The organism is Morganella sp. HMSC11D09 (assembly GCF_001807955.1).
Lineage (GTDB): Bacteria > Pseudomonadota > Gammaproteobacteria > Enterobacterales > Enterobacteriaceae > Morganella > Morganella morganii.
The window spans coordinates 143,016-166,720 of sequence record NZ_KV791647.1 but is presented as its reverse complement, the minus strand read 5'-3'; the positions used below and the strand labels follow the sequence as shown (position 1 = coordinate 166,720).

Below are 23,705 nucleotides of genomic sequence, written 5' to 3'. Positions count from 1 at the left end.
GAGAAATATGCAGAGTAATCTACTGAAGACAGGGTTACATAAATTACTGAGTCTGCGGGTGATCCTGTCGGTGCTGCTGTTTATTGACGGGGTGATGATCCTGTCGCCGGTTCTGTTTTCCTATACCGGGGATATTGCCTGGCAGGACGGCGGTTTCACCGCGTGGTTACAGTCGCTCGGGTTTATAAAACTGCTGGATATTCCCCGCTTTATGCTGGGGTTACTGCTGGCACTGCTGGCGCTGCTGATGCTGACCGGCGCCCGCATCGCCTGGCTGTTCTCCCTGTTTATCCTGCTCACGATGGTACTGATGGATCTGGGGCTGGCCCGGGAATACTCGCTGCAGGGACTGTTCTCGCTGGCGCTGCTGATTGCGTCCGGCTGCCTGTGGCGGCAGTTCCCGCATCACAGCCTGACCAGTGCCGGCGTGGTGGCGGTCAGCAGTATTATCCTGCTGGTGGTCTATTCCGTCTTCGGCACCCTGTATCTCGGCAATGAGTTCCAGCCGCATGTCACGGATATCTCAGCGGCCTTCTACTTTGCCCTGGTCTGTATGACCACGGTCGGTTTCGGGGACATCATCCCGATCAGCGTGGAAGCGCGGATGTTTACCCTGACGGTGGTGGTGTTCGGTATCACGATCTTCACCACATCCATTGTGTACATTGTGGGTGTCGTCCTGCGCGGCACACGCGAGATTGTCAAAAAGAGGTTGTTACACATGAAAGAGCATTATGTTGTTATCGGCGCGAATCCGCTGGCGGTCAATATCTATAAAGGACTGAAAAAACGCGGTTTGCAGGTGGTGGTGATCTGTTCTGATGAGGACAAAAAGCTCTTCCCTGACGGCACCGTGACCGTGGCCGGTGACAGTGCCGATGCCGTGACCCTGAATGAAGCTAATGTCAAAGATGCCCGCTGTGTGATGGCTATCAGTGATAATGATGCGGATAACACCTTTGCGCTGCTGGCGGTGAAACAGCTGGCCGGTGAAGGCGTGAAAACCGTGACTGTGGTGAATCAGGAAGAGAACCGCGACAAAATGCGCCTGCTGCATGCGGATATGACCTTCTCCCTGTCACAGCTCGGCAGTGAAGTGCTGATGAAAATGCTGTGCGGTGAAAGCATCAATAACAGCGTTATGGCTGACATCTTATTAGCCAAAGCGCCATAAGCAGGGCCGGTTGTGAAGCATAAAGAAAAAAAAATAAATCTGAGCCACGGGATCTCCCGGGCTCAGTCATTTTTCTATTCCCGGTTTAAACAGCTGCACGGCATCCGCATTGCGCTGGCATTTACACTGACGTTTCTGGTGTTCCGGGAATTACACAGCGATAAGCTCGATTATATCATTATGACACTTATCTCTATCCTGATGCCGATGCCGTACTGGGGAAATGTGCTGATCCGCTCTATGCAGCGCACCCTCGGCACCGTTATCGGCTCACTGATAGGGATGCTGCTGCTGTACACGGAAACCCACTCTTTCCCGCTGATGCTGGCGCTGGCGACCATTGCGATGTTTGTCTGCGGGCTGATCGCGCTGGGTAAAAACATGTATGTCGGGATGCTGATCGGGATGACCATCAGTATCGTTGCCACCGCACCGGTCGGGGACATGGACTCCGCGCTTATCCGTTCGGCGCAGACGGTGGGCGGCTCGATTCTGGCACTGGTGTTCTCGGCGATTCTGCCGCTGAAAGGATTTGTATTCTGGCGGATGAATATCAGTACTATTCTGCGCGATATTGCCAGATTATATGATGAGCACATCATGAAACTGAGCAGTACCGACCCGGAACGGTGGGATAATCAGCTGAAAGACACGTTATCCACACTGCTGACCTGCAATACCTACATTGCACCGGCTGTCAAAGAAACCCATGTTCCGGCGGCTACCTTTACGGCCATTCACGGGCGCATCCGGCGACTGGTGGCGATTCTGGAACTGCTGACGGACACCTTCAGTAAAAACTACTTTGCTCATGCACTGAACACCGAAAATCCCTACATTGTGCAGCTGCAGAAAAGCAACAGTGAAATCATGAAACTGCTCTCTGATATCTTTGTGCAGGGGAAAGACGATGACACCATGGATAAGCTCCAGGCACTGCGTGCCAGCACACATGAGCTGCATCAGAAGATCAATGCACAGCCGGAAAGTAACTCCGCGGATGCCATGATGGTCGGGATGAGTGTGGAAGTAATCAAGCTGCTGGATGAAGTGTGCGGGCTGGTTCAGATTGACATTTTAAAGAAATGCGCATAAACACAGAAACATTGAAATAAAAATGACGTAAGGTTTTTCTATGTTAAATGTGATCCTCAGCATTTCCGCAGGATCAGTGCTCGGCGGCCTCGGCCGCTGGGTGTTGAGTAATAAATTCAACCCGGTGCTGGCAATGATGCCGCTGGGGACGTATCTCGCCAATATTATTGCCGGTTATATTATCGGGCTGGCGGTGGCGTTTTTCTCCTCTCACCCGACACTCCCGGCAGAATGGCGGCTGTTTATTGTCACCGGGTTCTGCGGCGCGTTATCGACATTCTCGACCTTCTCACTCGAGATTGTGCAGGCTTTCCAGGCCGGGCGCATCCACCACGGTATGGCAGAAATCGCCCTGCATGTACTCAGCTCCCTGCTGATGACCTGGCTCGGCCTGCTGACCTGGCAGGTGTTGCAGCACCGGTAGAAAAAGGGGAAATTATTCCCCTTTTTCTTTCTCTTCCGTTTTCTTCCCCGGCTTTTCATCTTCATTTTTCAGATTGGCGGTCAGCAGATACAGAGATTGCTGCCAGCGGCTCGGGGTCAGCTGCAGCAGATTGTTGGCGAGCACAAAGCCGATACCGAGGGCGAGAAGTAACATCACCCGCAGCAGGTTGGTGGTGTTATCCACCTGGGTGGATTCCGTGGCCAGACGGTGGGTATCGATGGTCAGGCGCAGAAAGCCTTTCGGGCCTTTTTTTCCGGGGATGGCGGCGACAATCTGATGATTAAAATAACTGCCGGCTTTTTGTCCGTCCAGCGCCAGCCGGTCGCGGACAGTGATACTCTCGCCGCTGCCGGCTATCTGTACCCCGTCATCCTGATATACTGTGGCATCGAGAATACGGCTGTTGGTGGTCAGCTGCGCTAAATTTGCCGTAATTTGTTTCTTATTGAGCACTTTCCCGTTATCGTCTATAGCATCGGAAAGGTTAAACGCCACCTGTTGTGCCAGCGAATAGGCCAGTTCATTAAACTGATCCATTGACGACTGCTGGTGGACGCGGCTGAAATAAGACACACCCTGTAACAGACACACCATCAGGGCGAGACAAATCAGAATAATGGCTGTTTTATGCAGCCGGAATGTTAACTTCGTTTTGGCCATTGTTTATCCGTTTTTCCGTTGTCGCCACCATATTGCCAGAAGCGGAAATTTTTATCTGCTACCATCATGAATATTATCAGGGATTATAGGAGTATCTGTTGATGTCGACGAGTCTGACCTACTGTTATTTGCCGAATGAAATCCATAAGTGGCCGGGCCTTCCTCTTTCCCTGAGCGGTGATGAAGTGATGCCGCTGGACTACCGGGCGGGTGACAGCGGCTGGCTGCTGTACGGACGCGGGCTGGATAAAGCGCGGATCAGCGATTTCCAGCACCGTCTGGGGGCGGCAATTGTGGTGGTCTCGTCATGGCGGATCGATGATTATCAGGTGGTGAGGATCGCGGGCAGCCTGACCGGGCGCATCAAACGGGTGGCGGATGAGTTTCAGATGGATGTGGTGCCGCTGGGTAATATCCCGAAACTGCGCTCCCCCGGATTATTGATGATGGATATGGATTCCACTGCGATCCAAATCGAATGTATCGATGAAATCGCCAGATTAGCCGGCGTCGGTGATGAAGTCGCGGAGGTGACGGAAAGAGCGATGCAGGGCGAGCTGGATTTCAGCGAAAGCCTGAAAGCGCGTGTCGGCCTGCTGGCCGGGGCGGATGCCGCCATTTTACAGCAGGTGCTGGATACGCTGCCGCTGATGCCGGGGCTGACCAGTCTGGTGCGCAAACTCCAGGCGATGGACTGGCATGTCGCGATTGCTTCCGGCGGATTTACTTTCTACGCCAATCATTTAAAAGATTCTCTGCGCCTGATTGCCGTCTATGCCAATCAGCTGGAAATCAAAGACGGCAAACTGACCGGCAAAGTCAAAGGTCCGGTGGTGGATGCCAAATACAAAGCGCAGGCGCTGGTGAAACTGGCGGAATTTCTCAATATTCCTTTAGAGCAGACCGTGGCGATCGGTGATGGTGCCAATGACCTGAAAATGCTGAAAAAAGCCGGTCTCGGCATTGCCTTCCACGCCAAACCGAAAGTGTATGCACGGGCAAAAGTGGCTATCCGCCATGCCGACCTGATGGGGGTGATGTGCACCCTCAGTGGTGGTCTGAAACACGAAGAACGTTAATTTATCAGTTATTACGGGGTCACGAGTGGCAAAACCAGCAAAACGCGCCTTTGTCTGTAACGAGTGCGGGGCAGATTATCCCCGCTGGCAGGGGCAGTGCACCGCGTGTCAGGCGTGGAATACCATCACGGAAGTCCGGCTGGCTTCTGTCTCATCGTCTGCGGCACGCAATGATCGCCTCAGCGGTTATGCGGGGCAGAGCGGTGTCAGCAAAGTACAGAAACTGTCAGAAATCAGTCTTGAGGAACTGCCGCGTTTCTCCACCGGTTTCAAAGAATTTGACCGTGTGCTGGGCGGCGGCGTGGTACCGGGCAGTGCCATTCTGATTGGCGGTAACCCGGGCGCCGGGAAAAGTACCCTGCTGTTACAGACCATGTGTCAGCTCGCTGCACAGATGAAAACCCTGTATGTCACGGGGGAGGAATCATTACAGCAGGTGGCGATGCGGGCACACCGCCTCGGGCTGCCGATGGACAATCTCAATATGCTGTCGGAAACGGCGATTGAGCAGATTTGCCTGATCGCAGAGCAGGAACAGCCGAAGCTGATGGTGATTGACTCCATCCAGGTGATGCACATGGCGGATATTCAGTCTTCGCCGGGCAGTGTGGCACAGGTGCGCGAAACCGCCGCCTATCTGACCCGCTTTGCCAAAACCCGCGGGGTGGCGATCATTATGGTCGGTCACGTCACCAAAGACGGCTCTCTGGCAGGGCCGAAGGTACTTGAACATTGTATTGACTGCTCGGTCATGCTCGACGGTGAGGCCGATTCCCGTTTCCGCACACTGCGCAGCCATAAAAACCGCTTTGGTGCGGTGAATGAGCTGGGTGTGTTTGCCATGACGGAGCAGGGGCTGCGCGAGGTGAGCAACCCGTCCGCCATTTTCCTGAGCCGCGGGGATGAAATCACGTCCGGCAGTTCGGTGATGGTGGTCTGGGAAGGAACCCGTCCGCTGCTGGTGGAAATCCAGGCGCTGGTGGATCACTCGATGATGTCGAATCCGCGCCGTGTGGCGGTCGGGCTGGAGCAGAACCGGCTGGCTATCCTGCTGGCGGTACTGCATCGTCACGGCGGATTGCAGATGTCGGATCAGGATGTGTTCGTCAACGTGGTCGGCGGGGTGAAAGTCACCGAAACCAGTGCGGATCTGGCGCTGCTGCTCTCGCTGGTCTCCAGTTTCCGTGACCGGCCGATCCCGCGTGATGTGGTGATCTTCGGCGAAGTCGGGCTGGCGGGGGAGATCCGTCCGGTACCGAGCGGCCAGGAGCGGATCTCGGAAGCGGCCAAACACGGTTTTAAACGGGCGATTGTGCCGAATGCCAACCGCCCGAAAAATCCGCCGCCGGGTATGCAGGTGTTCGGGGTGAAAAAACTGTCGGATGCCCTGTCTGTGCTGGATGACCTGGAATAAGTGAGGCAGAGAATGACCGATTTTTCCTATCTGAAACAAGCCATTAAACAGGCGGGTGTCACACTCCAGCAACTGGCGGATCAATGCGGGGTGACCAAAGGGTATCTCAGCCAGCTGATTAACAACAAAATCAAAAGTCCCGGCGGCCAGAAGCTGGCCGGACTGCACAGTGCGCTGGGGCTCGATTACCCGCTGAAGCAGAAAATTACCGGGGTGGTGTTCGGGAAATTTTACCCGCTGCACACCGGCCATATTTACCTGATCCAGCGGGCGTGCAGCCAGGTGGATGAGCTGCATGTGATCCTCTGTCACGACGAACCGCGTGATAAAGCGTTGTTTATCAACAGTTCGATGTCTCAGCAGCCGACCGTCAGTGATCGCCTGCGCTGGCTTCTGCAAACGTTTAAATATCAGAAAAATATCCGCATTCACTCATTTGATGAGCACGCTTATGATCCGTATCCGCACGGCTGGGAGCACTGGAGTCAGGGTGTGTGTCAGTTTATGCGGGAAAAAGGGATCACGCCGGATTTTATCTATTCAGGCGAAAAAGCGGATGTGCCGCGTTACCGTGAATCGTTCGGCATTGAAACAGTGCTTATCGACCCGGAACGTACCTTTATGAATATCAGCGGGCGGCAGATCCGTCAGGCGCCGTTCCGCTACTGGGACTACATTCCGACAGAGGTTAAACCCTTCTTTGTGCGCACTGTGGCGGTGCTCGGCGGGGAGTCCAGCGGTAAATCCACCCTCGTCAATAAGCTGGCAAATATGTTTAATACCACCAGTGCCTGGGAATACGGACGCGATTATGTGTTTTCCCACCTGGGCGGTGATGAAATGGCGCTGCAATATTCCGACTATGACAAAATCGCACTGGGACATGCTCAGTATATTGATTTTGCAGTGAAATATGCCAATAAAGTTGCATTTGTGGATACGGATTTTGTCACGACCCAGGCTTTCTGCAAACGGTATGAGGGTAAAGAGCACCCGTTTGTGCAGGCATTGATTGCGGAGTACCGCTTTGACCTGGTGATCCTGCTGGAAAATAACACGCCGTGGGTGGCTGACGGACTGCGCAGCCTCGGCAGTGACAATGATCGCAAAGCGTTTCAGGATCTGCTGATCGATATGCTGCGGGAAAACGGCATTAAGTTTGTCCATGTGACATCGGCGGATTACGACACCCGTTTTCTCGAGTGCGTCGAGCTGGTTCAGCGTCTGCTGATGCTGGATACCCCTGAAATTCGTGACGGGGATCAGCAAAAATAAAGAATGTTGTGAGAATCGAAAAATAATCAGGTAATTTCCGTGAGAAATTATTTTTCTCTTCTATACTGAAAGAACAAGGACAACACACAGCGTCCGACAGAATTCAGGGCAACAAAGGGAGGAAAGATGAAGAGTAAAGGATCCCTTTACTGATGGTGTTAACTGATTGATTTATTTATCAGTTTTAAGTGTTATGAAAGCGGTAAGTATGAAGTAGTAAGTCAGCTTCGGTTGTACCTTAAGTACCAGGTTCAATGTAATACCCGTAACAAAAGACACTCTTTTATCCATCCAACCAAAAAATGCCGCGCGGTCCCTCACCACGCGGCATTTTCCGTTATATGGCCTATTTGGTCATACGTTTGTACTTGATGCGGTGCGGCTCCAGTGCGGCCTCGCCGAGAGTCCGTTTCTTGTAATCTTCATATTCACTGAAGTTACCTTCGAAGAACTCCACTTTGCCCTCATCCTGATAGTCGATGATATGGGTGGCGATACGGTCAAGGAACCAGCGGTCATGGGAAATGACCATAGCGCAGCCCGGGAATTCCAGCAGGGCGTTTTCCAGTGCACGCAGGGTTTCGATATCCAGGTCGTTGGTTGGTTCATCGAGCAGCAGCATGTTGCCGCCGACCTGCAGCAGTTTGGCCAGATGCAGACGGCCGCGCTCACCACCGGATAACTCACCGACACGTTTGCCCTGGTCAACGCCTTTGAAGTTAAAGCGTCCGACATAAGCACGGCTCGGGATCTCAGTGGTGCCGATACGCATGATATCCTGCCCGCCGGACACTTCTTCCCAGACGGTTTTCTTATCATCCATGGCATCACGGAACTGATCAACAGACGCGATAGTCACGGTATCACCGAGAGTGATAGTACCGGAATCCGGCTGTTCTTTGCCGCTGATCATACGGAACAGGGTGGATTTACCCGCGCCGTTCGGCCCGATAATCCCGACAATCGCCCCTTTCGGCAGCGAGAAACTCAGGTTATCGATCAGGGTACGGCCATCATAGGATTTGGTCAGGTTTTCCACTTCCAGAACTTTGTCACCCAGACGCGGACCAGGCGGAATAAAGAGTTCGTTGGTCTCATTACGTTTCTGGTACTCGACGCTGTTCAGTTCCTCAAAGCGGGCCAGACGGGCCTTGCCTTTGGATTGACGGCCCTTCGGATTCTGACGGATCCACTCCAGCTCTTTCTCGATAGACTTGCGGCGGGCAGCTTCAGAAGACGCTTCCTGTGCCAGACGGGCATCTTTCTGCTCCAGCCAGCTGGAGTAGTTTCCTTCCCACGGAATACCTTCACCGCGGTCAAGCTCGAGGATCCAGCCGGCGACGTTATCAAGGAAGTAACGGTCGTGGGTGATCGCCACAACGGTGCCCTCGTAGTCGTGCAGGAAGCGTTCCAGCCAGGCGACAGATTCCGCATCCAGGTGGTTGGTCGGTTCGTCGAGCAGCAGCATATCCGGTTTTTCCAGCAGCAGGCGGCAGATAGCCACACGGCGGCGCTCACCCCCGGACAGATTACCGATTTTGGCATCCCAGGCCGGTAAACGCAGGGCATCTGCCGCACGTTCCAGCTGGTTATCCAGATTATGGCCGTCATGAGACTGGATAATCGCTTCCAGTTCACCCTGCTCTTTGGCGAGTTTGTCAAAATCCGCATCCGGATCGGCGTACAGCGCGTACACTTCATCCAGACGGGTCAGGGCGTTTTTCACTTCTGCAACCGCTTCTTCAACCGCTTCACGGACAGTGTGTTCCGGATTCAGTTTCGGTTCCTGCGGCAGATAGCCGATGTTCAGGCCGGGCTGCGGACGTGCTTCGCCCTCAATATCGGTATCCACGCCTGCCATGATGCGCAGCAGGGTTGATTTACCGGCGCCATTCAGGCCGAGAACACCGATTTTGGCGCCCGGGAAGAAACTCAGAGAGATATCTTTCAGTATATGACGCTTCGGCGGCACAATTTTGCCGACACGGTGCATCGAATAAACGTATTGAGCCAATGTAGTCTACCTTTTTTCGTTGATGGGGCATCTGCGGGGCATTATGACTAAGTTTTACGTTTAGTTAAAGCCACTCCGGTGTCAGTATTGCCCGGTTGCCGGCAGTGACCGGCGGGTACAGCAGATTCCCCATTCTAACACCGGCCTGCGTTATTCTCACGGTGATCGTGCCGTTGCCGGGATCCGTATCATGATGAACCCGGGGCCGGTGTGCTAACGGCCGCTGTAACCGGCCTCATAAGCAGCAATAATATTGTCTGTCAGTATTTTTTTCTGCCGGTCCGTGCGGTCACTTTCATTTACTTTCTCAGTATGTACTTTTGGTGAAATAAACTGTGTTGTCCCGGTCATACGGCTCAAAAATTCGTTACTTCTGAAATAACTAATTCGCTCTTTATATTGTTGCGGTGTTATTCCGTCTTTTTTATCTTTTATACCGGCATCATAGAATTGTTTAAAAAACGGCGTCATAAGTTTAACGGAGCCATTTATATGAGTCTGAAAATTAGGGTCAGAATCCTGCGCGGCCTGCTGGTAGACATAGTGGCGGGTGATTTTCTCATAGGCGGTCTGCTGTGATGCACATGCTGTCAGGGCAAATAATGCAGAGATGATTATTATGTTTTTTATATTATTCATAATGTATTACGTCCTTTGCGGTTATCAGTAAACCGGATGTGGTGTAAAATATGAGAATATTTTTAATGGAAACCGGAAATACAGCAAGTGATGCACATCATATATTTTATGATTTCTGACTGTAATCTGAAAAATAAAAATACTTCAAAAATATAATTATCTGATTAATTAAGATAGCGTGTTTATCCCGGAGCAAGGGGTAAAAAAAAGACGACCGGAGTCGTCTGAAATGTGTTCACTACTTATAGAGTTATTGGTAGTGCTCAGGATCCCGTTTACGGCGGTAGCCGGTTTCCTGAAGTGTTATCATTATAATTTTAAATTTAACTTTACTATATAGCAAGAATGATGAGTGCACCAGACGATATCACTGCATCCTGTTTAATAAACCATCATTTACGGCAAAGGGAATGCATAATAAGAATAATCAGACATATATTCTGAATAATATAATTTCCGGTATCTGGTTATCCGGTACAACGGTATGATTTGTGTCTGCGTGACAGGGCACTTACACTGTGTATCAGGGTCTGAGGTATTGTGCAGATAAACGGTAATGAAGGAGACAGGAGCAGATCATGAGGAAATGTATATGGCCGGGCGTGACAGCCCTCAGCATGCTGATGTTTTCAGCACTGGCGTCAGCGGATTCACTGAGTGAGCAGCGTCAGCGCTATCAGGATGTCAAATCTGCCTGGGATGCCAATAATATGGCGGAAGTGGAACGCCTGATGCCGTCACTGCGGGATTATCCGCTCTATCCTTATCTGGAATACCGTGAGCTGACACAGGACATGAGCCTGCTGACAGCAGGTCAGGTGAAAAATTTTACGGATACCCATCCGAACCTGCCGTCAGCGGCAAGTCTGAAAAATAAATTTATCAGTGAGCTGGCCAAACGTAATGACTGGCAGGGGCTGGTCAGCTACAGCACGACTGTACCAAAACCGGTCAGTGCGAAGTGTGACTATTACTATGCCAACTGGCAGACCGGAAACCGTCAGGTGGCGCTGGACGGGGCGAAATCAGTCTGGCTGGCGGGAAATTCCCTGCCGTCCTCCTGCGATAAGTTATTTGATGTCTGGGATCAGTCCGGCGGACTGACACCGGAACGTGTTCTTGAACGCATCAGCCTGGCGCTGAAAAACGGCAACACCTCTCTGGTCAGTTATCTGGCAAAACGCCTGCCTGCCTCTTATCAGACCATCAGCAATGGTCTGATTAATTTACAGAAAAACCCGGCATCAGTGGTGACATTTGCCCAGCTGAGCCCGACGGATTTCACCCGTCAGGCCACCATCTCCGCTTTCTCCGCCTATGCCCGCAAATCACCTGATGCGGCAAGGGCTGACCTGAACAGTGTGGCGCGCGCCCAGAAAATGAATGACAGCGAGCGTCAGCAACTGAAAGATGCCGTTGCGTGGCAGTATATGGGGAGCGATGTGACAGATGAGCAGGCTGCCTGGCGTGACGAAGTGATTCAGGAAACCGATTCTGTCACCCTGCGCGAGCGCCGTGTGCGTCTGGCGCTGAGTAACGCGGATGACCGCGATCTGGATCGCTGGCTGACCCGGTTACCGGCGGATGCTCAGCAGAAAGAGGAATGGCAGTACTGGCGCGCGGTATTGCTGGAAAAAGGCGGCAATAAAGCGGCTGCGGATGCCATTCTGGAAAAAATCACCCAGGGTCGCGGATTCTATCCGATGGTGGCGGCACAGCGTCTGGGCAAACCGTATGTCATGATGATCAATGCGGCGGATAAACCGGACAACAGCATCAGCAATCTGCCGGAAATTCAGCGTATCCGTGAGCTGCTGTACTGGCAGATGGAAGGGCTGGCCCGCACCGAGTGGCTGAATCTGGTGGACAGCCAGACACCGGCGCGCAAAGCACAGCTGGCGCGTTATGCGCTGGAGCAGGGCTGGGCGGATCTGAGTGTGCAGGCGACGATCAACGGCAAGCTGTGGGATCATCTGGAAGAGCGCTTCCCGCTGGCCTGGCAGAGTGAGTTTGATGAGTTCACTCAGAATAAAAATATCAGCAAAAGCTATGCGATGGCGATAGCCCGTCAGGAAAGTGCCTGGAACCCGCAGGCGCGTTCGCCGGTCGGTGCGACCGGGCTGATGCAGCTGATGCCGGCAACGGCAACCCAGACGGTCCGCGACAATGGTATTGCGGATTACAGCAATAGTGCGCAGCTGGTTAATCCGCGCAAAAATATCGAGATAGGCACCGCGTATCTCAACGGCGTGTATAACCAGTTCGGTCAGAACCGGATCCTGGCGAGTGCTGCGTATAACGCAGGCCCGAACCGTGTGACCCGCTGGCTGAGCAACAGCGGCGGACGGCTCGATGCGGTTGCCTTCGTGGAAACCATTCCGTTCGCGGAAACCCGGGGTTATGTGAAGAATGTGCTGGCATTTGATGTCTTTTATCAGAACTTCCTGAAAGGGCAGCGCCCGGCGGATGTACTGACACCTTCCGAACAATCAATGCGTTACTGATCATTCCCCTCCGGCCCGGTTCAGCAGAAGACAGCTGCACCGGGCTTGTGTTATCCTAGATGTACTAGTTAACGGGTACTTTTTGTACTCCCGATCCTATGGGGTGACACATGACGACAGACCAACTTCAGGACAGCGACTGGCAGCGCTTTGTCAGCCTGCTGCGCAATGCCTATTCACAGGATATTGAATCCCACCTTTTTCAGCTGCTTTTTACCCCGGATGAGCGCACAGCGCTGGGCACACGCGTGCGGATCGTCGAGGAACTGCTGCGCGGTAAGATGAGTCAGCGTGAGCTGAAAAGTGAGCTGGGGGTCGGCATTGCGACCATCACCCGCGGCTCCAACAGCCTGAAATATGCCCCGGAAGAGGTGAAAGCATGGCTGGAGCAGGAACTCCTCAGCGGCAAAAAATAACTCAGCTGTTCTGCCGCCGGTATGTTGTCAGAGAAATACCTGTTTCCCGTCTGAAATAGCGGCACAGGTAGGACGGGTCATCAAAGTGCAGTTTATCTGCGATCTGCTCCACTGACAGCGTGCTGTAACGCAGGAGTGTCTTGATTTCAGGGATAACCCGGCGGTTGATCAGTGACTTGGGCGAGTGATTGAAAAACGTTCCGGTCAGCTGTGACAGATAAAACGGCGTGATATTTAACCGCCGTGCATAGTACTGCACATCCCTGTGTTCCCGGCTGTGGCGGCAGATAAGTTCCCAGAACTGCCAGCACAGCGTCTCTTTCCGGCTGTACTTCTGTATGGCGGCCGGGGCATCCGGCGGCATTCTTTCCGCTATCCGCAAAAACAGATTCTGTAAATGATTACGCTGCATGATATGCCGGTAAACCGGGCTGTTGCGGGTGATATCCTGCATTTGTGCCAGCCACATTGTCAGCAGCGATTTTTCTTCCGGCAGCGGAATGCAGCGGGGATATTCATGCAGAAACAGAAACAGCGGGTTCGGCAGGACATAGGCGATTTCGGCAGAGAAGGAGGCCGGGATCAGACAAAAAAACACACGGAATCCCCGTGAGCGCTTTTTCAGCAGCGCGATCGTATCTTCCGCCAGCACCAGAATATCCCCCGCCCGTACAGGCTGAGATTTAAAGTTCAGTGACATATGCGCGTATCCCGCCCGGCAGATCATCAGGGTGAGATACGCATTTCCGAAGGTCAGCGGTACGCCGTTGTGATCGGCCAGTGTGCTTTCCCCTGTCAGTAATGTGTCTGTTTCTTCCGTCAGCACCGGAATCTGATCTGTCAGTGTAATATCGTGAGTTGCCATTTTTGCCGTCCTGAAGCAGATATCAGAGGAAATTTATCACAATAGTTTTCAAAAGTACCGAAAGTGCGGAGGTTTGTTGCTTACCGCCGGTCTGCCGTCAGGCTACACTTCCCGTCATCACAGAGAGAGCCGCTGAGGCTGAATGTATAACTGAAGTAAGGTAAGCAGTATGAAATTAGAAACAGAACGTATGATTCTGCGCCCGTGGGCAGAAACCGATGCCGCCGATTTATATGAAGTGGCGAAAGATGACCGCGTCGGCCCGATTGCCGGCTGGCCGCCGCACAGTTGCGCTGAGGAAAGTGCCGATATTATCCGCACCGTTTTTAACCTCGATGAGGTCTATGCCACTGAACTGAAAGCGAACGGACGGGCTGTGGGCTGTATCGGGATCCTGATCGGTGAAAACAGCAACTTTGACATCAGTCAGCGGGAAGGGGAAATCGCCTACTGGATTGGTGTGCCGTACCAGGGACAGGGTCTGATCCCGGAAGCGGTCAGGGAAGTGATGCGCCATGCATTTGAAACCCTGGAGCTGGATGCACTGTGGTGCGGCTATTTTGAAAACAATGAACAGTCACACCGCGCCCAGGCCAAATGCGGGTTCCGTCATCATCATACTGAAGAGAATAAATTCAATCAGTTCCTGAATGATTACCGGACTGAACATATCAGCCGCATTACGCGGGAAGAGTGGCTGGCACAGCAGTAAATGTGCCGGGAAGGTCACCGGGCCGGTGAGTACCGGTCCGGTTTTTCAGATCAGGATTCTTTGGTGTTCAGGGATTTATAAATTTCATGCTGGATAGGTACCAGCGCCAGGATAATTGCCTGCTCATAGACACTGGTGCGGGTCAGCGCGCCGCCGGTGAAGAAACCGATCGCTCCGCCTTTCTGTTTAATATCTTCCACCCCGGTCAGGTCGGCCATTTCATCACCCAGTTCGCGGCCTTCGCGGATCCCCGCGAGAATTTTTTCCGGCAGCATCAGGCTGGCAGAACGGGATTCCCCGCGCAGCTGACGGTGCTCGATAACAATCCAGGCAAAGGTCATATCGCCTTCAATACCCGCTTCAACACCAACCCAGAAATCCGCTTCCGGTCTGACCTGACGGGCCGCATTGACGCGCTGGCGGGCGCCGGTACGGGTTTCTGTGTTCCCGATAGGCTGCTGCGGCACACTGCTGTCCACATTCACATCTTCAATATCAAAATTGCCGTTACCCAGTACCACTTCAAAAGCGGAACGGATAGCCTGAATTTTGGCCGGATTAGTCGTTGCTGCGATAATATGAAACATGATAATTAAACTATCCACGTAATTATGTTTGCCGCAGTATAGCGAATATTGACGGCTTTCCGCAGATTTTTTTAGACGGTGCCGTGCGGTGAAAGAGTTTCAGGGATAAAGCGTGATCCCGGGAATGTTTTTACGGTATGGTAGCGGGGTAATCAGACTTTCACACAGTAAAAGCAGAGATTGATAGTTATGTCACAGGTATTTCTTGTCCGTCACGGCGAAACTGAATGGAACGTTCAGCGCCGTATCCAGGGTCATTCTGACAGCCCGTTAACACAAAGTGGTATCGATCAGGCGAAGCAGGTTGCCGCGCGTCTGAAAAATGAAGGGATCACCCATATTATTGCCAGTGATCTGGGCCGCACACAGCAGACCGCGAAACTGATCGCAGAAGCCTGCGGTTGTGAGATTATTGCGGATCCGCGTCTGCGTGAGCTCAATATGGGCGTGCTGGAAAAACGTCAGATCCATACCCTGACCGCAGAAGAAGAGGGCTGGCGTAAAAGTCTGCTTAACGGCGCGGAAGACGGGCGTATCCCGGAAGGGGAATCTCTCGCGGAGCTGGAAAGCCGGATGCGGGCGGCGCTGGAGAGCACGCTGGATCTGCCGGAGGGCAGCAAAGTTCTGCTGGTCAGTCACGGTATTGCGCTGGGATGCCTGATTGGCTCTGTGCTGGGGCTGCCGGCGTATGCGGAGCGCCGTCTGCGTCTGCGCAACTGTTCGTTATCCGTTCTGGAGTATCAGGAAAGCCCGTGGCTGGCGGATGGCTGGGTAGTTGAAACGGCCGGTGACACCACACATCTGAGTCTTCCGGCGCTGGATGAAGTACAGCGCTGAGTAAACCGGTGAATCAGACACCGCCCGGGTGAACAAGACACCACCGGCGGCGGTGTTTGTTCTGCGGGAAGGCTGTTACTGCGCGTCACGTCTGACAGGAATGTAGTATTTAAATTCCTCGATGTGATGGCGCGGATCGGTCTCATCCACATCAGCCGCATCCGGATAGCGGATATCGGTTCCCTTTCTCAGTTTATAGCTCTCAATATCGTAACCACGGCGGCGGGTGATCCCCAGTCGCGGCACACACTGGCCGTAAATAGTGAACAGGAATTCCTGCATCGCGCCGCGGTAAGGAATACCGCTGAAAGTGAAGCAGAGATATTCGCCACCGGGCATTTCCACCTCGTGAACATTTTCCTCAGTGGTAAAGGCAGCAAATTCCTTCGCCACGGCAGTGGTGTAATGAACCGTCTGCTCATCTTCTTTGTCCGGATTACGGGTGGTGCTGTAAAGCCCGTAAACATAGTCCGGGATAGTTTTCGCCACAGAAATATGATGCAGCCAGAACTCCTGACGCATGTGGGTACACGCGGTTGCCCAGTCTTCCAGACGATGTGAACAGCTGTTCTCTATACCGGTCACTGTGCGCGGCGGCAGCGTGACAAATTCGTGCTCCGGCATCGGCACATCATCAAGCAGAATGGCGGAGCAGATTCCGTCAGAGCACCATTCGTCAAGACGGCGGTACAGCGCAGGTGTTTTATTAAACTGTTTCTTGAATGCGCGGGTAAAGGTTTGCTGTGAATCGAAACGATACTGTAATGCGATATCTAAAATAGGACGGGCAGTCAGCCGCAGTGCAATGGCTGCGCGTGATAAACGGCGGGCGCGGATGTAAGCGCCGATGGCCTCACCGGTAACGTCCTTGAACATACGTTGTAAATGCCACTTGGAGTAGCCTGCCTTCGCAGCGACGTTATCGAGGGAAAGTGGCTGATCTAAATGCTCATCTAACCAACGGAGTAAATCGCGAATGATGCTGGTCTGATCCATACATCTCCCTTATTGGATTGATGAAGTTCTGAAAGAGATATAACGAATTTATATTCTAACCTGAGTGATTATCAACGGGATAATCATTTACCAATTCTTACTTTTGGCCGGAAAAAATGTTTTAAGAACAGGGCGACTATCATAAACTGGTAACATGGATTATCTTTAAAATCATACAATTTTCAAATGATTTTCTTGGGCTATTAAGATTATGAATCAGACTCGCCGGTCTATACTGGGAATTATTACAGCTATTTCATTGAGTTCGTTATCCTTTTTGAGCCATGGTGAAGAAATCGGCTCTGTGGACACCGTGTTCAAAATTCTGGGGCCGGACCACAAGATTGTGGTGGAAGCCTTTGATGATCCGGATGTGGAAAATATCACCTGTTACCTGAGCCGGGCAAAAACCGGCGGGATTTCGGGCGGGCTGGGTCTGGCGGAGGATACATCTGATGCCGCGATTTCCTGTCAGCAGGTCGGGCCGGTCACAGTCAGTGATAAAGTGAAAAAAGGCCGCAAAGATAAAGGTCAGGTGGTGTTCCAGAAACGGACATCTATGGTATTCAAGAAGTTACAGGTGGTTCGTTTCTATGATGAGAAGCGTCATGCGCTGATTTATCTGACCTATTCAGATAAAGTGGTCGACGGTTCGCCGAAAAATGCGCTGAGCGCGGTGCCGATCATTCCGTGGAACAAATAACCGGATAACAGCAACAACAAATCCCCGGTGGTGCCTGGCATCACCGGGGATTTCGTATATGTGTTACCGCAGCGGAAGATTACTCTTCGAGATCGCCGCAGAACCGGTAACCTTCGCCGTGAATGGTGGCGATGATTTCCGGAGTATCCGGTGTGGACTCGAAATGCTTGCGGATACGGCGGATGGTGACATCCACTGTACGGTCATGCGGTTTCAGTTCACGGCCGGTCATTTTCTTCAGCAGTTCAGCGCGGGTCTGAATCTTGCCCGGATTCTCACAGAAGTGCAGCATTGCACGGAACTCACTGCGCGGCAGCTTGTACTGCTCGCCGGTTGGTCCGATTAATGAGCGGCTGTTGATATCCAGTTCCCAGCCGTTGAACTTGTAACTTTCCACACTGCGGCGCTCTTCGCTGCCACCGGCCAGATTCATGGTCCGTGACAGTAAGTTGCGTGCGCGGATAGTCAGTTCACGCGGGTTAAACGGCTTGGTGATGTAGTCATCAGCACCGATTTCCAGACCGAGGATTTTATCCACTTCATTATCACGGCCGGTTAAGAACATCAGTGCCACGTTTGCCTGTTCGCGGAGCTCACGCGCCAGCAACAGACCATTTTTTCCCGGGAGGTTGATGTCCATGATAACCAAATTGATATCATGGTCTGACAGCACATTGTGCATCTCTGCACCATCAGTGGCTTCATGTACCACGTAACCCTCTGCTTCGAAAATACTTTTCAGGGTGTTACGGGTGACGATCTCATCTTCAACAATTAAAATATGCGGGGTTTGCATAGTCGCTACCTAAATTACTTAGAATAATAAGAAATCTGATTATCTGCCCGTGTAACCTGTGCCGGTATCGTTGTGGTTATGTCCGGCACATCACCACAGACAGAAAAAAATCTTGTTCAGACCGCATTTTAACAATCACTCAACTCAGAACGTAAGGAATTGAAACGATTCGTACCAATATTAGTCTATTAACACCAATATAACAGCAACCCAATCATTTACCATCCGGAAATCTAACCTTTGTTGATACATATCAAAATCAATTGTAGCACGTTAACACAATTTTCAATTGTTAATTGCCAGTTTTAATGATTGTCAAATAAATAGAAATACAATGTTAAGCATTATATCTGACTTGTCTGATTATTGTACATTTTTCTGCCGGGTAAACAGCGAAAAACGCAACCTATATAATAAAAGTGAAAAAATACAGAAACTCCTGGTTCTGTAAAATTAAATGCCGGTTGATGAGATGATAACCGCGTTAATTTGCCGTAATTTCTTTTTATTCTGATATGTGATCAGATTCAAATTGTCTGATTCTGCGGGCAAATCTGAAGAATAATTTGACATCAACCTGCCTTTCCTTTAACCGTAATAGGGTTAACCAGACAAATGACAGACAGGAACCCCATGCGTAATCACAGCCTGACCATGATTATTATTACCACCACCACCATTACCACCGGCGGTGCGGGCTGACGCATATCTGAAATCACGAAAAAAGCCCGCACAATGACTGTGCGGGCTTTTTTTTTGGACTAAAAACGGCAGGAGCAGGTGACACATGCGTGTACTTAAATTTGGCGGCACATCCGTGGCAAACGCGGATCGTATACTGAACATCGCAGGAATCGCGGAGAAAAAACTCGCGCAGGGACAGCTCGCCATGGTGCTTTCCGCACCGGCGAAAGTCACTAATTACTTAGTGGCGATGGTGGAGCAGACCGTCAGCGGGCAGGAAGCAAACACCCTGGTACACGATGCCGCCGCGATTCTCGGGGCGATTCTGGACGGGCTGCGCGATGCGGTACCGGGCTTTGAATATGACCGGCTGAAGCATGAAACAGAGCAGGAAATCAGCCGGATCCGCCGGGTACTGCACGGTGTGTCACTGCTGGGGCAGTGTCCGGACGGCATCAACGCCAATATGATCAGCTGCGGCGAGCGTTTTTCCATTGCGGTGATAGCATCACTGCTGAAAGCCCGCGGCCATAAAGTAACGGTGATTGACCCGGTGGCCAGCCTGCTGGCGTTTGGTGGTTATCTGGAATCCACCGTTGATATTAATGAATCAACAAAACGTATTGCAGCACTGAATATCCCGTCTGACCACATCATTCTGATGGCGGGATTCACCGCCGGTAATGAAAACGGTGAGCTGGTGGTGCTGGGGCGTAACGGCTCTGATTATTCCGCAGCGGTACTGGCGGCGTGTCTGCGTGCGGCCTGTTGTGAGATCTGGACTGACGTGGACGGCGTGTATACCTGTGACCCGCGTTTTGTGCCGGATGCCCGTCTGCTGAAAGGCATGTCGTATCAGGAGGCGATGGAACTCTCCTATTTCGGGGCAAAAGTCCTGCATCCGCGCACTATCGCGCCGATTGCACAGTTCCAGATCCCGTGCCTGATTAAAAATACCCTCAATCCGGACGCACCGGGCACGCTGATCGGCGACGGCCAGCGTGATGACAGCCTGCCGGTGAAAGGGATCACCAATCTGAATAATATGGCGATGTTTAACGTCTCCGGCCCGGGTATGAAAGGAATGGTCGGGATGGCGGCACGGGTGTTTACGGTGATGTCACGGCGTAATATCTCTGTCGTGCTGATTACACAGTCATCTTCCGAATACAGCATCAGTTTCTGTGTGGCGCAGAAAGATAAGGCCCGCACTCAGCAGGCACTGGAAGAAGAGTTCTATCTGGAGCTGAAAGAGGGCGTGCTCGACCCGCTGGATGTACTGGATAACCTGGCGATTGTCTCCGTGGTCGGGGATGGCATGCGGACACTCAAAGGCATCTCCGCGCGGTTCTTCTCGGCACTGACGCGCGCCAACATCAATATTATCGCGATCGCGCAGGGCTCGTCTGAACGTTCCATTTCTGCGGTGGTGGATAATGATCTCGCGGCCGCCGGTGTGCGTCTGTGTCATCAGATGCTGTTTAACACTGACCGCATTGTGGAGGTGTTTGTGGTGGGCACCGGCGGGGTCGGCAGTGCGCTGCTGGAGCAAATCCGCCGCCAGCAGGCGTGGCTGAAAGCCCGGAGTATCGATCTGCGTGTGTGCGGTATCGCCAACTCAAAAGCGATGCTGACCAATATGCGCGGCATTGATTTACAGGACTGGCGTCAGTCGCTGGCGCAGGCCAAAGAGCCGTTCAGCCTCAGCCGTCTGATCCGCCTGGAAAAAGAATACCATTTCCTCAACCCGGTGATTGTGGACTGTACGTCGAATGAGGAAATCGCCCTGCAATATGCGGATTTCCTGAAGGACGGTTTCAACGTGGTGACGCCGAACAAAAAAGCCAATACCCTGCCGATGGATTATTACCATGAACTGCGCAGTGCGGCGGCGGCATCAAAACGTCAGTTCCGTTACGACACCAACGTCGGTGCCGGGCTGCCGGTGATCGAAAACCTGCAAAACCTGCTCAACGCGGGGGATGAACTGATGCAGTTCAGCGGTATTCTGTCCGGTTCGCTCTCCTTTATTTTCGGTATGCTGGATGAAGGAATGTCACTGTCTGAGGCAACAGCTGCGGCGAAAGCCAAAGGCTTTACCGAGCCGGATCCGCGTGATGATCTCTCCGGGATGGATGTGGCGCGTAAGCTGTTGATCCTGGCCCGCGAAGCGGGACTTTCCCTTGAATTATCCGATATTGAGGTGGATTCCGTGCTGCCGCCGGACTTCGATGCTTCCGGCGATGTGAATACCTTTATGGCGAATCTGCCGTCACTGGATGCGGCCTTTGCCGCGCGTGTGGCGAAAGCCGCAGAAGCAGGCCGCGTTTTGCGTTATGTTGGCATCATTGATCACGGTCGCTGTCAGGTGAAAATCACAGAGGCAGACGGTAACGATCCGCTGTATAAAGTGAAAAACGGCGAGAACGCCCTGGCGTTTTATACCCGCTACTATCAGCCTATCCCGCTGGTACTGCGCGGTTACGGCGCGGGGAATGATGTGACAGCGGCAGGGGTGTTTGCGGATGTGCTGCGGACAATGTCATGGAAACTGGGAGTGTAAAACGTGATAAAAATTTATGCACCGGCGTCAATCGGGAATGTGAGTGTGGGGTTTGATGTGCTGGGTGCGGCAGTGTCTCCGGTCAGCGGGGCACTGCTCGGCGACTGTGTGTCCATCGCGAAGGCAGAGACGTTTTCACTCAGAAACCGCGGGCGTTTTGCCGGGAGGCTGCCGGTGAATCCGAAGCACAATATTGTGTATCAGTGCCGTGAACGGTTCAGTGAGATCATTCATGATGATCTGCCGGTCGCCATGGTGCTGGAAAAAAATATGCCGGTGGGCTCGGGGCTGGGCTCCAGCGCCTGCTCGGTGGTGGCTGCGCTGGTGGCGCTGAATGAGTACACCGGCAGGCCGCTGGATGAAATGACGCTGCTGCGCCTGATGGGGGAGATGGAAGGGCGCATCTCCGGCAGTGTGCATTATGACAATGTCGCCCCCTGCTTCCTTGGCGGATTGCAGCTCAATATTGAAACCGGCGACAGCGTCAGCCAGGCAGTACCTGGGTTTGAACACTGGTACTGGGTAATGGCGTATCCGGGCATCAAAGTCTCCACGGCGCAGGCACGGGCGATTTTACCGGCGACCTACTCACGGGCGGATATTGTCAGCCACGGCCGCAACCTGGCCGGATTCATCCACGCCTGTCACACCGGACAGGCTGACCTGGCGGCGGCGATGATCCGTGATGTGGTGGCAGAGCCGTACCGCCGTGAATTATTACCGAATTTTGATGCGGTCCGTGAGCAGGTGCTTGCACGCGGCGCGAAGGCATGCGGCATCTCCGGCTCGGGTCCGACCCTGTTTGCGGTCTGTGACAGCAAATCAGCGGCAGAGCAGGTAGCGGATGTCTTTAACACACAGTATTTGCAGAACAGCGAAGGGTTTGTCCATCTGTGCCGTCTCGATCTCAAAGGCGCACGTCAGATAAGTGCATAAAGGTAAAAAATGGAACTGTACAATTTAAAAGATGAGAGTGAAAAAGTCAGTTTTGCACAGGCGGTAAAACAGGGGCTGGGACGCGGACAGGGGCTGTTCTTCCCGCGTGAGATTCCGTTTTTTGAGCAGGCGGAAATGGATAAGCTGCTGGCGATGGATTTTGTCAGCCGCAGCACCGCCATTCTGCATGCCCTGATTGGTGATGAGATCCCGGAAGCTGAGCTGGCAGCGCGTGTCCGTGCCGCCTTTGCTTTCCCGGCACCGCTGAACCCGGTAGAGCCGGATGTGGCCTGTCTGGAGCTGTTCCACGGCCCGACACTGGCATTCAAAGATTTCGGCGGACGTTTTATGGCCCAGGCGCTGGCCGCGGTTGCCGGTGACAAGCCGGTCACTATTCTGACCGCGACTTCAGGGGATACCGGTGCTGCCGTCGCACACGCCTTTTACGGCCTGAAAAATGTGCAGGTGGTGATCCTCTATCCGCAGGGAAAAATCAGTCCGTTACAGGAAAAACTGTTCTGTACCCTCGGCGGTAATATCCATACCGTGGCGGTGCAGGATGATTTCGATGCCTGTCAGGCACTGGTAAAACAGGCATTTGATGATGAGGAACTGAAGCAGACGCTGCATCTGAACTCGGCAAACTCTATTAATATCAGCCGTCTGCTGGCACAAATCTGTTATTACTTTGAAGCGGTGGCACAGGTTCCGGCGGAAAAACGCGGTGAACTGGTGTTCTCGGTGCCGAGCGGCAACTTCGGTGACCTGACCGCCGGGGTGCTGGCGAAAGCGATGGGGCTGCCGGTGAAACGCTTTATCGCCGCGACTAATGCCAACGACACGGTACCGCGCTATCTGGCGGACGGACAGTGGAAACCGGCGGCGACGGTGGCAACGTTATCCAATGCCATGGATGTCAGCCAGCCGAATAACTGGCCGCGTATTGAGGCGCTGTTTGCGCGCGAAGGCTGGTCTCTGAAGGATCTGCGTTCCGGTGCGGTAAGTGATGACGAAACCCGCGAAACGATGCGCGATCTGGCTGCGAAAGGTTATATTTCCGAGCCGCATGCCGCGATTGCTTATCGCCAGCTGCGCAGTGACTTGCAGCCCGGTGAGTACGGTATTTTCCTCGGCACGGCGCACCCGGCAAAATTCCTGGAGAGTGTGGAAGCGATTCTGGGCAGTAAACTGCCGTTACCGGCTGAACTGGCGGAGCGGGCTGATTTACCACTGCTGTCAGCCGTGTTACCAGCGGATTTCGCGGCGCTGCGGGACTATATGCTGAAGACGGTGAAGCCGTAATTTCTTATC

The 23,705-nt window shown here is 52.9% G+C and carries 22 protein-coding genes and 1 other annotated feature; of the genes, 15 read left to right on the top strand and 7 right to left on the bottom strand.

Features of this window, described 5'->3' with window-relative positions; genetic code table 11:
* The first annotated feature begins 7 nt into the window (after positions 1 to 7).
* Genes HMPREF3119_RS01720 through crcB form a run of 3 tightly spaced genes read left to right on the top strand, consistent with a single transcriptional unit; the run spans position 8 to position 2,693 of the window.
* Positions 8 to 1,174 (top strand): NAD-binding protein, encoded by a 1,167-nt coding sequence (locus tag HMPREF3119_RS01720; protein ID WP_070578155.1) that lies wholly within the window; start codon positions 8 to 10, stop codon positions 1,172 to 1,174.
* 12 nt (positions 1,175 to 1,186) lie between these two features.
* Entirely contained in the window at positions 1,187 to 2,269 is a 1,083-nt protein-coding gene (locus HMPREF3119_RS01715) for an FUSC family protein (protein WP_004242105.1), read from the top strand.
* A 40-nt stretch (positions 2,270 to 2,309) separates the two neighbouring features.
* Complete coding sequence (gene crcB / locus HMPREF3119_RS01710) at positions 2,310 to 2,693, top strand: fluoride efflux transporter CrcB (RefSeq protein WP_004237097.1); 384 nt, start codon at positions 2,310 to 2,312, stop codon at positions 2,691 to 2,693.
* 12 nt (positions 2,694 to 2,705) lie between these two features.
* On the opposite strand, the gene HMPREF3119_RS01705 is transcribed toward crcB, so the two are convergent.
* Positions 2,706 to 3,374, bottom strand: coding sequence for a YtjB family periplasmic protein (locus HMPREF3119_RS01705; protein WP_004237098.1), 669 nt, complete (start codon positions 3,372 to 3,374; stop codon positions 2,706 to 2,708).
* Between the two features lie 101 nt (positions 3,375 to 3,475).
* Between HMPREF3119_RS01705 and serB the strand changes: the two genes are divergently transcribed.
* From serB to nadR, 3 genes are read left to right on the top strand one after another with little or no spacing between them, the layout of a single operon-like run.
* Positions 3,476 to 4,453: a phosphoserine phosphatase gene (serB, locus tag HMPREF3119_RS01700; RefSeq protein WP_004242106.1), complete on the top strand. Its 978-nt coding sequence runs from the start codon at positions 3,476 to 3,478 to the stop codon at positions 4,451 to 4,453.
* A 25-nt stretch (positions 4,454 to 4,478) separates the two neighbouring features.
* Complete coding sequence (radA, locus tag HMPREF3119_RS01695; protein WP_036413703.1) at positions 4,479 to 5,867, top strand: DNA repair protein RadA; 1,389 nt, start codon at positions 4,479 to 4,481, stop codon at positions 5,865 to 5,867.
* Positions 5,868 to 5,879: 12 nt separating this feature from the next.
* Entirely contained in the window at positions 5,880 to 7,142 is a 1,263-nt protein-coding gene (gene nadR, locus HMPREF3119_RS01690; protein WP_004237101.1) for a multifunctional transcriptional regulator/nicotinamide-nucleotide adenylyltransferase/ribosylnicotinamide kinase NadR, read from the top strand.
* Between the two features lie 346 nt (positions 7,143 to 7,488).
* Here the strand turns inward: nadR and ettA are convergent, their stop codons facing one another.
* Complete coding sequence (gene ettA, locus HMPREF3119_RS01685) at positions 7,489 to 9,156, bottom strand: energy-dependent translational throttle protein EttA (RefSeq protein ID WP_032099035.1); 1,668 nt, start codon at positions 9,154 to 9,156, stop codon at positions 7,489 to 7,491.
* A 213-nt stretch (positions 9,157 to 9,369) separates the two neighbouring features.
* The gene (locus HMPREF3119_RS01680; RefSeq protein WP_032099036.1) at positions 9,370 to 9,795 is read right to left on the bottom strand and encodes an Exc2 family lipoprotein; all 426 of its coding nucleotides are present in this window, start codon (positions 9,793 to 9,795) and stop codon (positions 9,370 to 9,372) included.
* Positions 9,796 to 10,373: 578 nt separating this feature from the next.
* On the opposite strand from HMPREF3119_RS01680, the gene sltY reads away from it, so the two are divergent.
* A complete protein-coding gene (gene sltY, locus HMPREF3119_RS01675; protein WP_070578152.1) occupies positions 10,374 to 12,299 on the top strand; it encodes a murein transglycosylase in 1,926 nt (641 codons plus the stop codon).
* Between the two features lie 110 nt (positions 12,300 to 12,409).
* Positions 12,410 to 12,715, top strand: a complete 306-nt coding sequence (gene trpR, locus HMPREF3119_RS01670; protein WP_004237105.1) for a trp operon repressor — start codon at positions 12,410 to 12,412, stop codon at positions 12,713 to 12,715.
* A 1-nt stretch (position 12,716) separates the two neighbouring features.
* On the opposite strand, the gene HMPREF3119_RS01665 is transcribed toward trpR, so the two are convergent.
* A complete protein-coding gene (locus HMPREF3119_RS01665) occupies positions 12,717 to 13,580 on the bottom strand; it encodes an AraC family transcriptional regulator (RefSeq protein ID WP_004237106.1) in 864 nt (287 codons plus the stop codon).
* A 169-nt stretch (positions 13,581 to 13,749) separates the two neighbouring features.
* Between HMPREF3119_RS01665 and HMPREF3119_RS01660 the strand changes: the two genes are divergently transcribed.
* On the top strand, positions 13,750 to 14,292 hold the full coding sequence (locus HMPREF3119_RS01660) for a GNAT family N-acetyltransferase (protein ID WP_004237107.1): 543 nt from the start codon (positions 13,750 to 13,752) through the stop codon (positions 14,290 to 14,292).
* A 50-nt stretch (positions 14,293 to 14,342) separates the two neighbouring features.
* Here the strand turns inward: HMPREF3119_RS01660 and yjjX are convergent, their stop codons facing one another.
* Complete coding sequence (gene yjjX, locus HMPREF3119_RS01655) at positions 14,343 to 14,879, bottom strand: inosine/xanthosine triphosphatase (protein WP_004237108.1); 537 nt, start codon at positions 14,877 to 14,879, stop codon at positions 14,343 to 14,345.
* Positions 14,880 to 15,068: 189 nt separating this feature from the next.
* On the opposite strand from yjjX, the gene gpmB reads away from it, so the two are divergent.
* Positions 15,069 to 15,716, top strand: a complete 648-nt coding sequence (gene gpmB, locus HMPREF3119_RS01650; RefSeq protein WP_004237109.1) for a 2,3-diphosphoglycerate-dependent phosphoglycerate mutase GpmB — start codon at positions 15,069 to 15,071, stop codon at positions 15,714 to 15,716.
* Positions 15,717 to 15,791: 75 nt separating this feature from the next.
* Here gpmB and robA read toward each other — a convergent pair whose 3' ends face one another.
* Positions 15,792 to 16,712, bottom strand: coding sequence for an MDR efflux pump AcrAB transcriptional activator RobA (robA, locus tag HMPREF3119_RS01645; protein WP_004242113.1), 921 nt, complete (start codon positions 16,710 to 16,712; stop codon positions 15,792 to 15,794).
* Between the two features lie 211 nt (positions 16,713 to 16,923).
* Here robA and creA point away from each other — a divergent pair, with 211 nt between their 5' ends.
* Positions 16,924 to 17,415, top strand: a complete 492-nt coding sequence (creA, locus tag HMPREF3119_RS01640) for a protein CreA (RefSeq protein WP_015422440.1) — start codon at positions 16,924 to 16,926, stop codon at positions 17,413 to 17,415.
* Positions 17,416 to 17,494: 79 nt separating this feature from the next.
* Here creA and arcA read toward each other — a convergent pair whose 3' ends face one another.
* Positions 17,495 to 18,211: a two-component system response regulator ArcA gene (arcA, locus tag HMPREF3119_RS01635; protein WP_004237112.1), complete on the bottom strand. Its 717-nt coding sequence runs from the start codon at positions 18,209 to 18,211 to the stop codon at positions 17,495 to 17,497.
* Between the two features lie 615 nt (positions 18,212 to 18,826).
* On the opposite strand from arcA, the gene thrL reads away from it, so the two are divergent.
* From thrL to thrC, 4 genes are all read left to right on the top strand, one after another.
* A complete protein-coding gene (gene thrL, locus HMPREF3119_RS19985) occupies positions 18,827 to 18,913 on the top strand; it encodes a thr operon leader peptide (protein ID WP_064483359.1) in 87 nt (28 codons plus the stop codon).
* Positions 18,852 to 18,969, top strand: a sequence feature (Thr leader region). Its footprint overlaps the gene before it by 62 nt.
* Before the next feature lie 29 nt (positions 18,970 to 18,998).
* Positions 18,999 to 21,458 (top strand): bifunctional aspartate kinase/homoserine dehydrogenase I, encoded by a 2,460-nt coding sequence (thrA, locus tag HMPREF3119_RS01625; RefSeq protein ID WP_070578149.1) that lies wholly within the window; start codon positions 18,999 to 19,001, stop codon positions 21,456 to 21,458.
* A gap of 3 nt (positions 21,459 to 21,461) precedes the next feature.
* Positions 21,462 to 22,394: a homoserine kinase gene (gene thrB, locus HMPREF3119_RS19465; RefSeq protein WP_070578146.1), complete on the top strand. Its 933-nt coding sequence runs from the start codon at positions 21,462 to 21,464 to the stop codon at positions 22,392 to 22,394.
* 9 nt (positions 22,395 to 22,403) lie between these two features.
* A complete protein-coding gene (gene thrC / locus HMPREF3119_RS01615; RefSeq protein WP_036417894.1) occupies positions 22,404 to 23,696 on the top strand; it encodes a threonine synthase in 1,293 nt (430 codons plus the stop codon).
* The last annotated feature ends 9 nt before the right edge of the window (positions 23,697 to 23,705 follow it).

What these genes read in the sequence shown, in the direction of transcription:
- HMPREF3119_RS01720 (WP_070578155.1), top strand. Translation starts at nt 8, where the DNA reads ATGCAGAGTAATCTACTGAAGACAGGGTTACATAAATTACTGAGTCTG.
- crcB (WP_004237097.1), top strand. Translation starts at nt 2,310, where the DNA reads ATGTTAAATGTGATCCTCAGCATTTCCGCAGGATCAGTGCTCGGCGGC.
- HMPREF3119_RS01705 (WP_004237098.1), bottom strand. Translation starts at nt 3,374, where the DNA reads ATGGCCAAAACGAAGTTAACATTCCGGCTGCATAAAACAGCCATTATT.
- serB (WP_004242106.1), top strand. Translation starts at nt 3,476, where the DNA reads ATGTCGACGAGTCTGACCTACTGTTATTTGCCGAATGAAATCCATAAG.
- nadR (WP_004237101.1), top strand. Translation starts at nt 5,880, where the DNA reads ATGACCGATTTTTCCTATCTGAAACAAGCCATTAAACAGGCGGGTGTC.
- HMPREF3119_RS01680 (WP_032099036.1), bottom strand. Translation starts at nt 9,795, where the DNA reads ATGAATAATATAAAAAACATAATAATCATCTCTGCATTATTTGCCCTG.
- sltY (WP_070578152.1), top strand. Translation starts at nt 10,374, where the DNA reads ATGAGGAAATGTATATGGCCGGGCGTGACAGCCCTCAGCATGCTGATG.
- trpR (WP_004237105.1), top strand. Translation starts at nt 12,410, where the DNA reads ATGACGACAGACCAACTTCAGGACAGCGACTGGCAGCGCTTTGTCAGC.
- HMPREF3119_RS01665 (WP_004237106.1), bottom strand. Translation starts at nt 13,580, where the DNA reads ATGGCAACTCACGATATTACACTGACAGATCAGATTCCGGTGCTGACG.
- HMPREF3119_RS01660 (WP_004237107.1), top strand. Translation starts at nt 13,750, where the DNA reads ATGAAATTAGAAACAGAACGTATGATTCTGCGCCCGTGGGCAGAAACC.
- yjjX (WP_004237108.1), bottom strand. Translation starts at nt 14,879, where the DNA reads ATGTTTCATATTATCGCAGCAACGACTAATCCGGCCAAAATTCAGGCT.
- gpmB (WP_004237109.1), top strand. Translation starts at nt 15,069, where the DNA reads ATGTCACAGGTATTTCTTGTCCGTCACGGCGAAACTGAATGGAACGTT.
- robA (WP_004242113.1), bottom strand. Translation starts at nt 16,712, where the DNA reads ATGGATCAGACCAGCATCATTCGCGATTTACTCCGTTGGTTAGATGAG.
- creA (WP_015422440.1), top strand. Translation starts at nt 16,924, where the DNA reads ATGAATCAGACTCGCCGGTCTATACTGGGAATTATTACAGCTATTTCA.
- arcA (WP_004237112.1), bottom strand. Translation starts at nt 18,211, where the DNA reads ATGCAAACCCCGCATATTTTAATTGTTGAAGATGAGATCGTCACCCGT.
- thrL (WP_064483359.1), top strand. Translation starts at nt 18,827, where the DNA reads ATGACAGACAGGAACCCCATGCGTAATCACAGCCTGACCATGATTATT.
- thrA (WP_070578149.1), top strand. Translation starts at nt 18,999, where the DNA reads ATGCGTGTACTTAAATTTGGCGGCACATCCGTGGCAAACGCGGATCGT.
- thrC (WP_036417894.1), top strand. Translation starts at nt 22,404, where the DNA reads ATGGAACTGTACAATTTAAAAGATGAGAGTGAAAAAGTCAGTTTTGCA.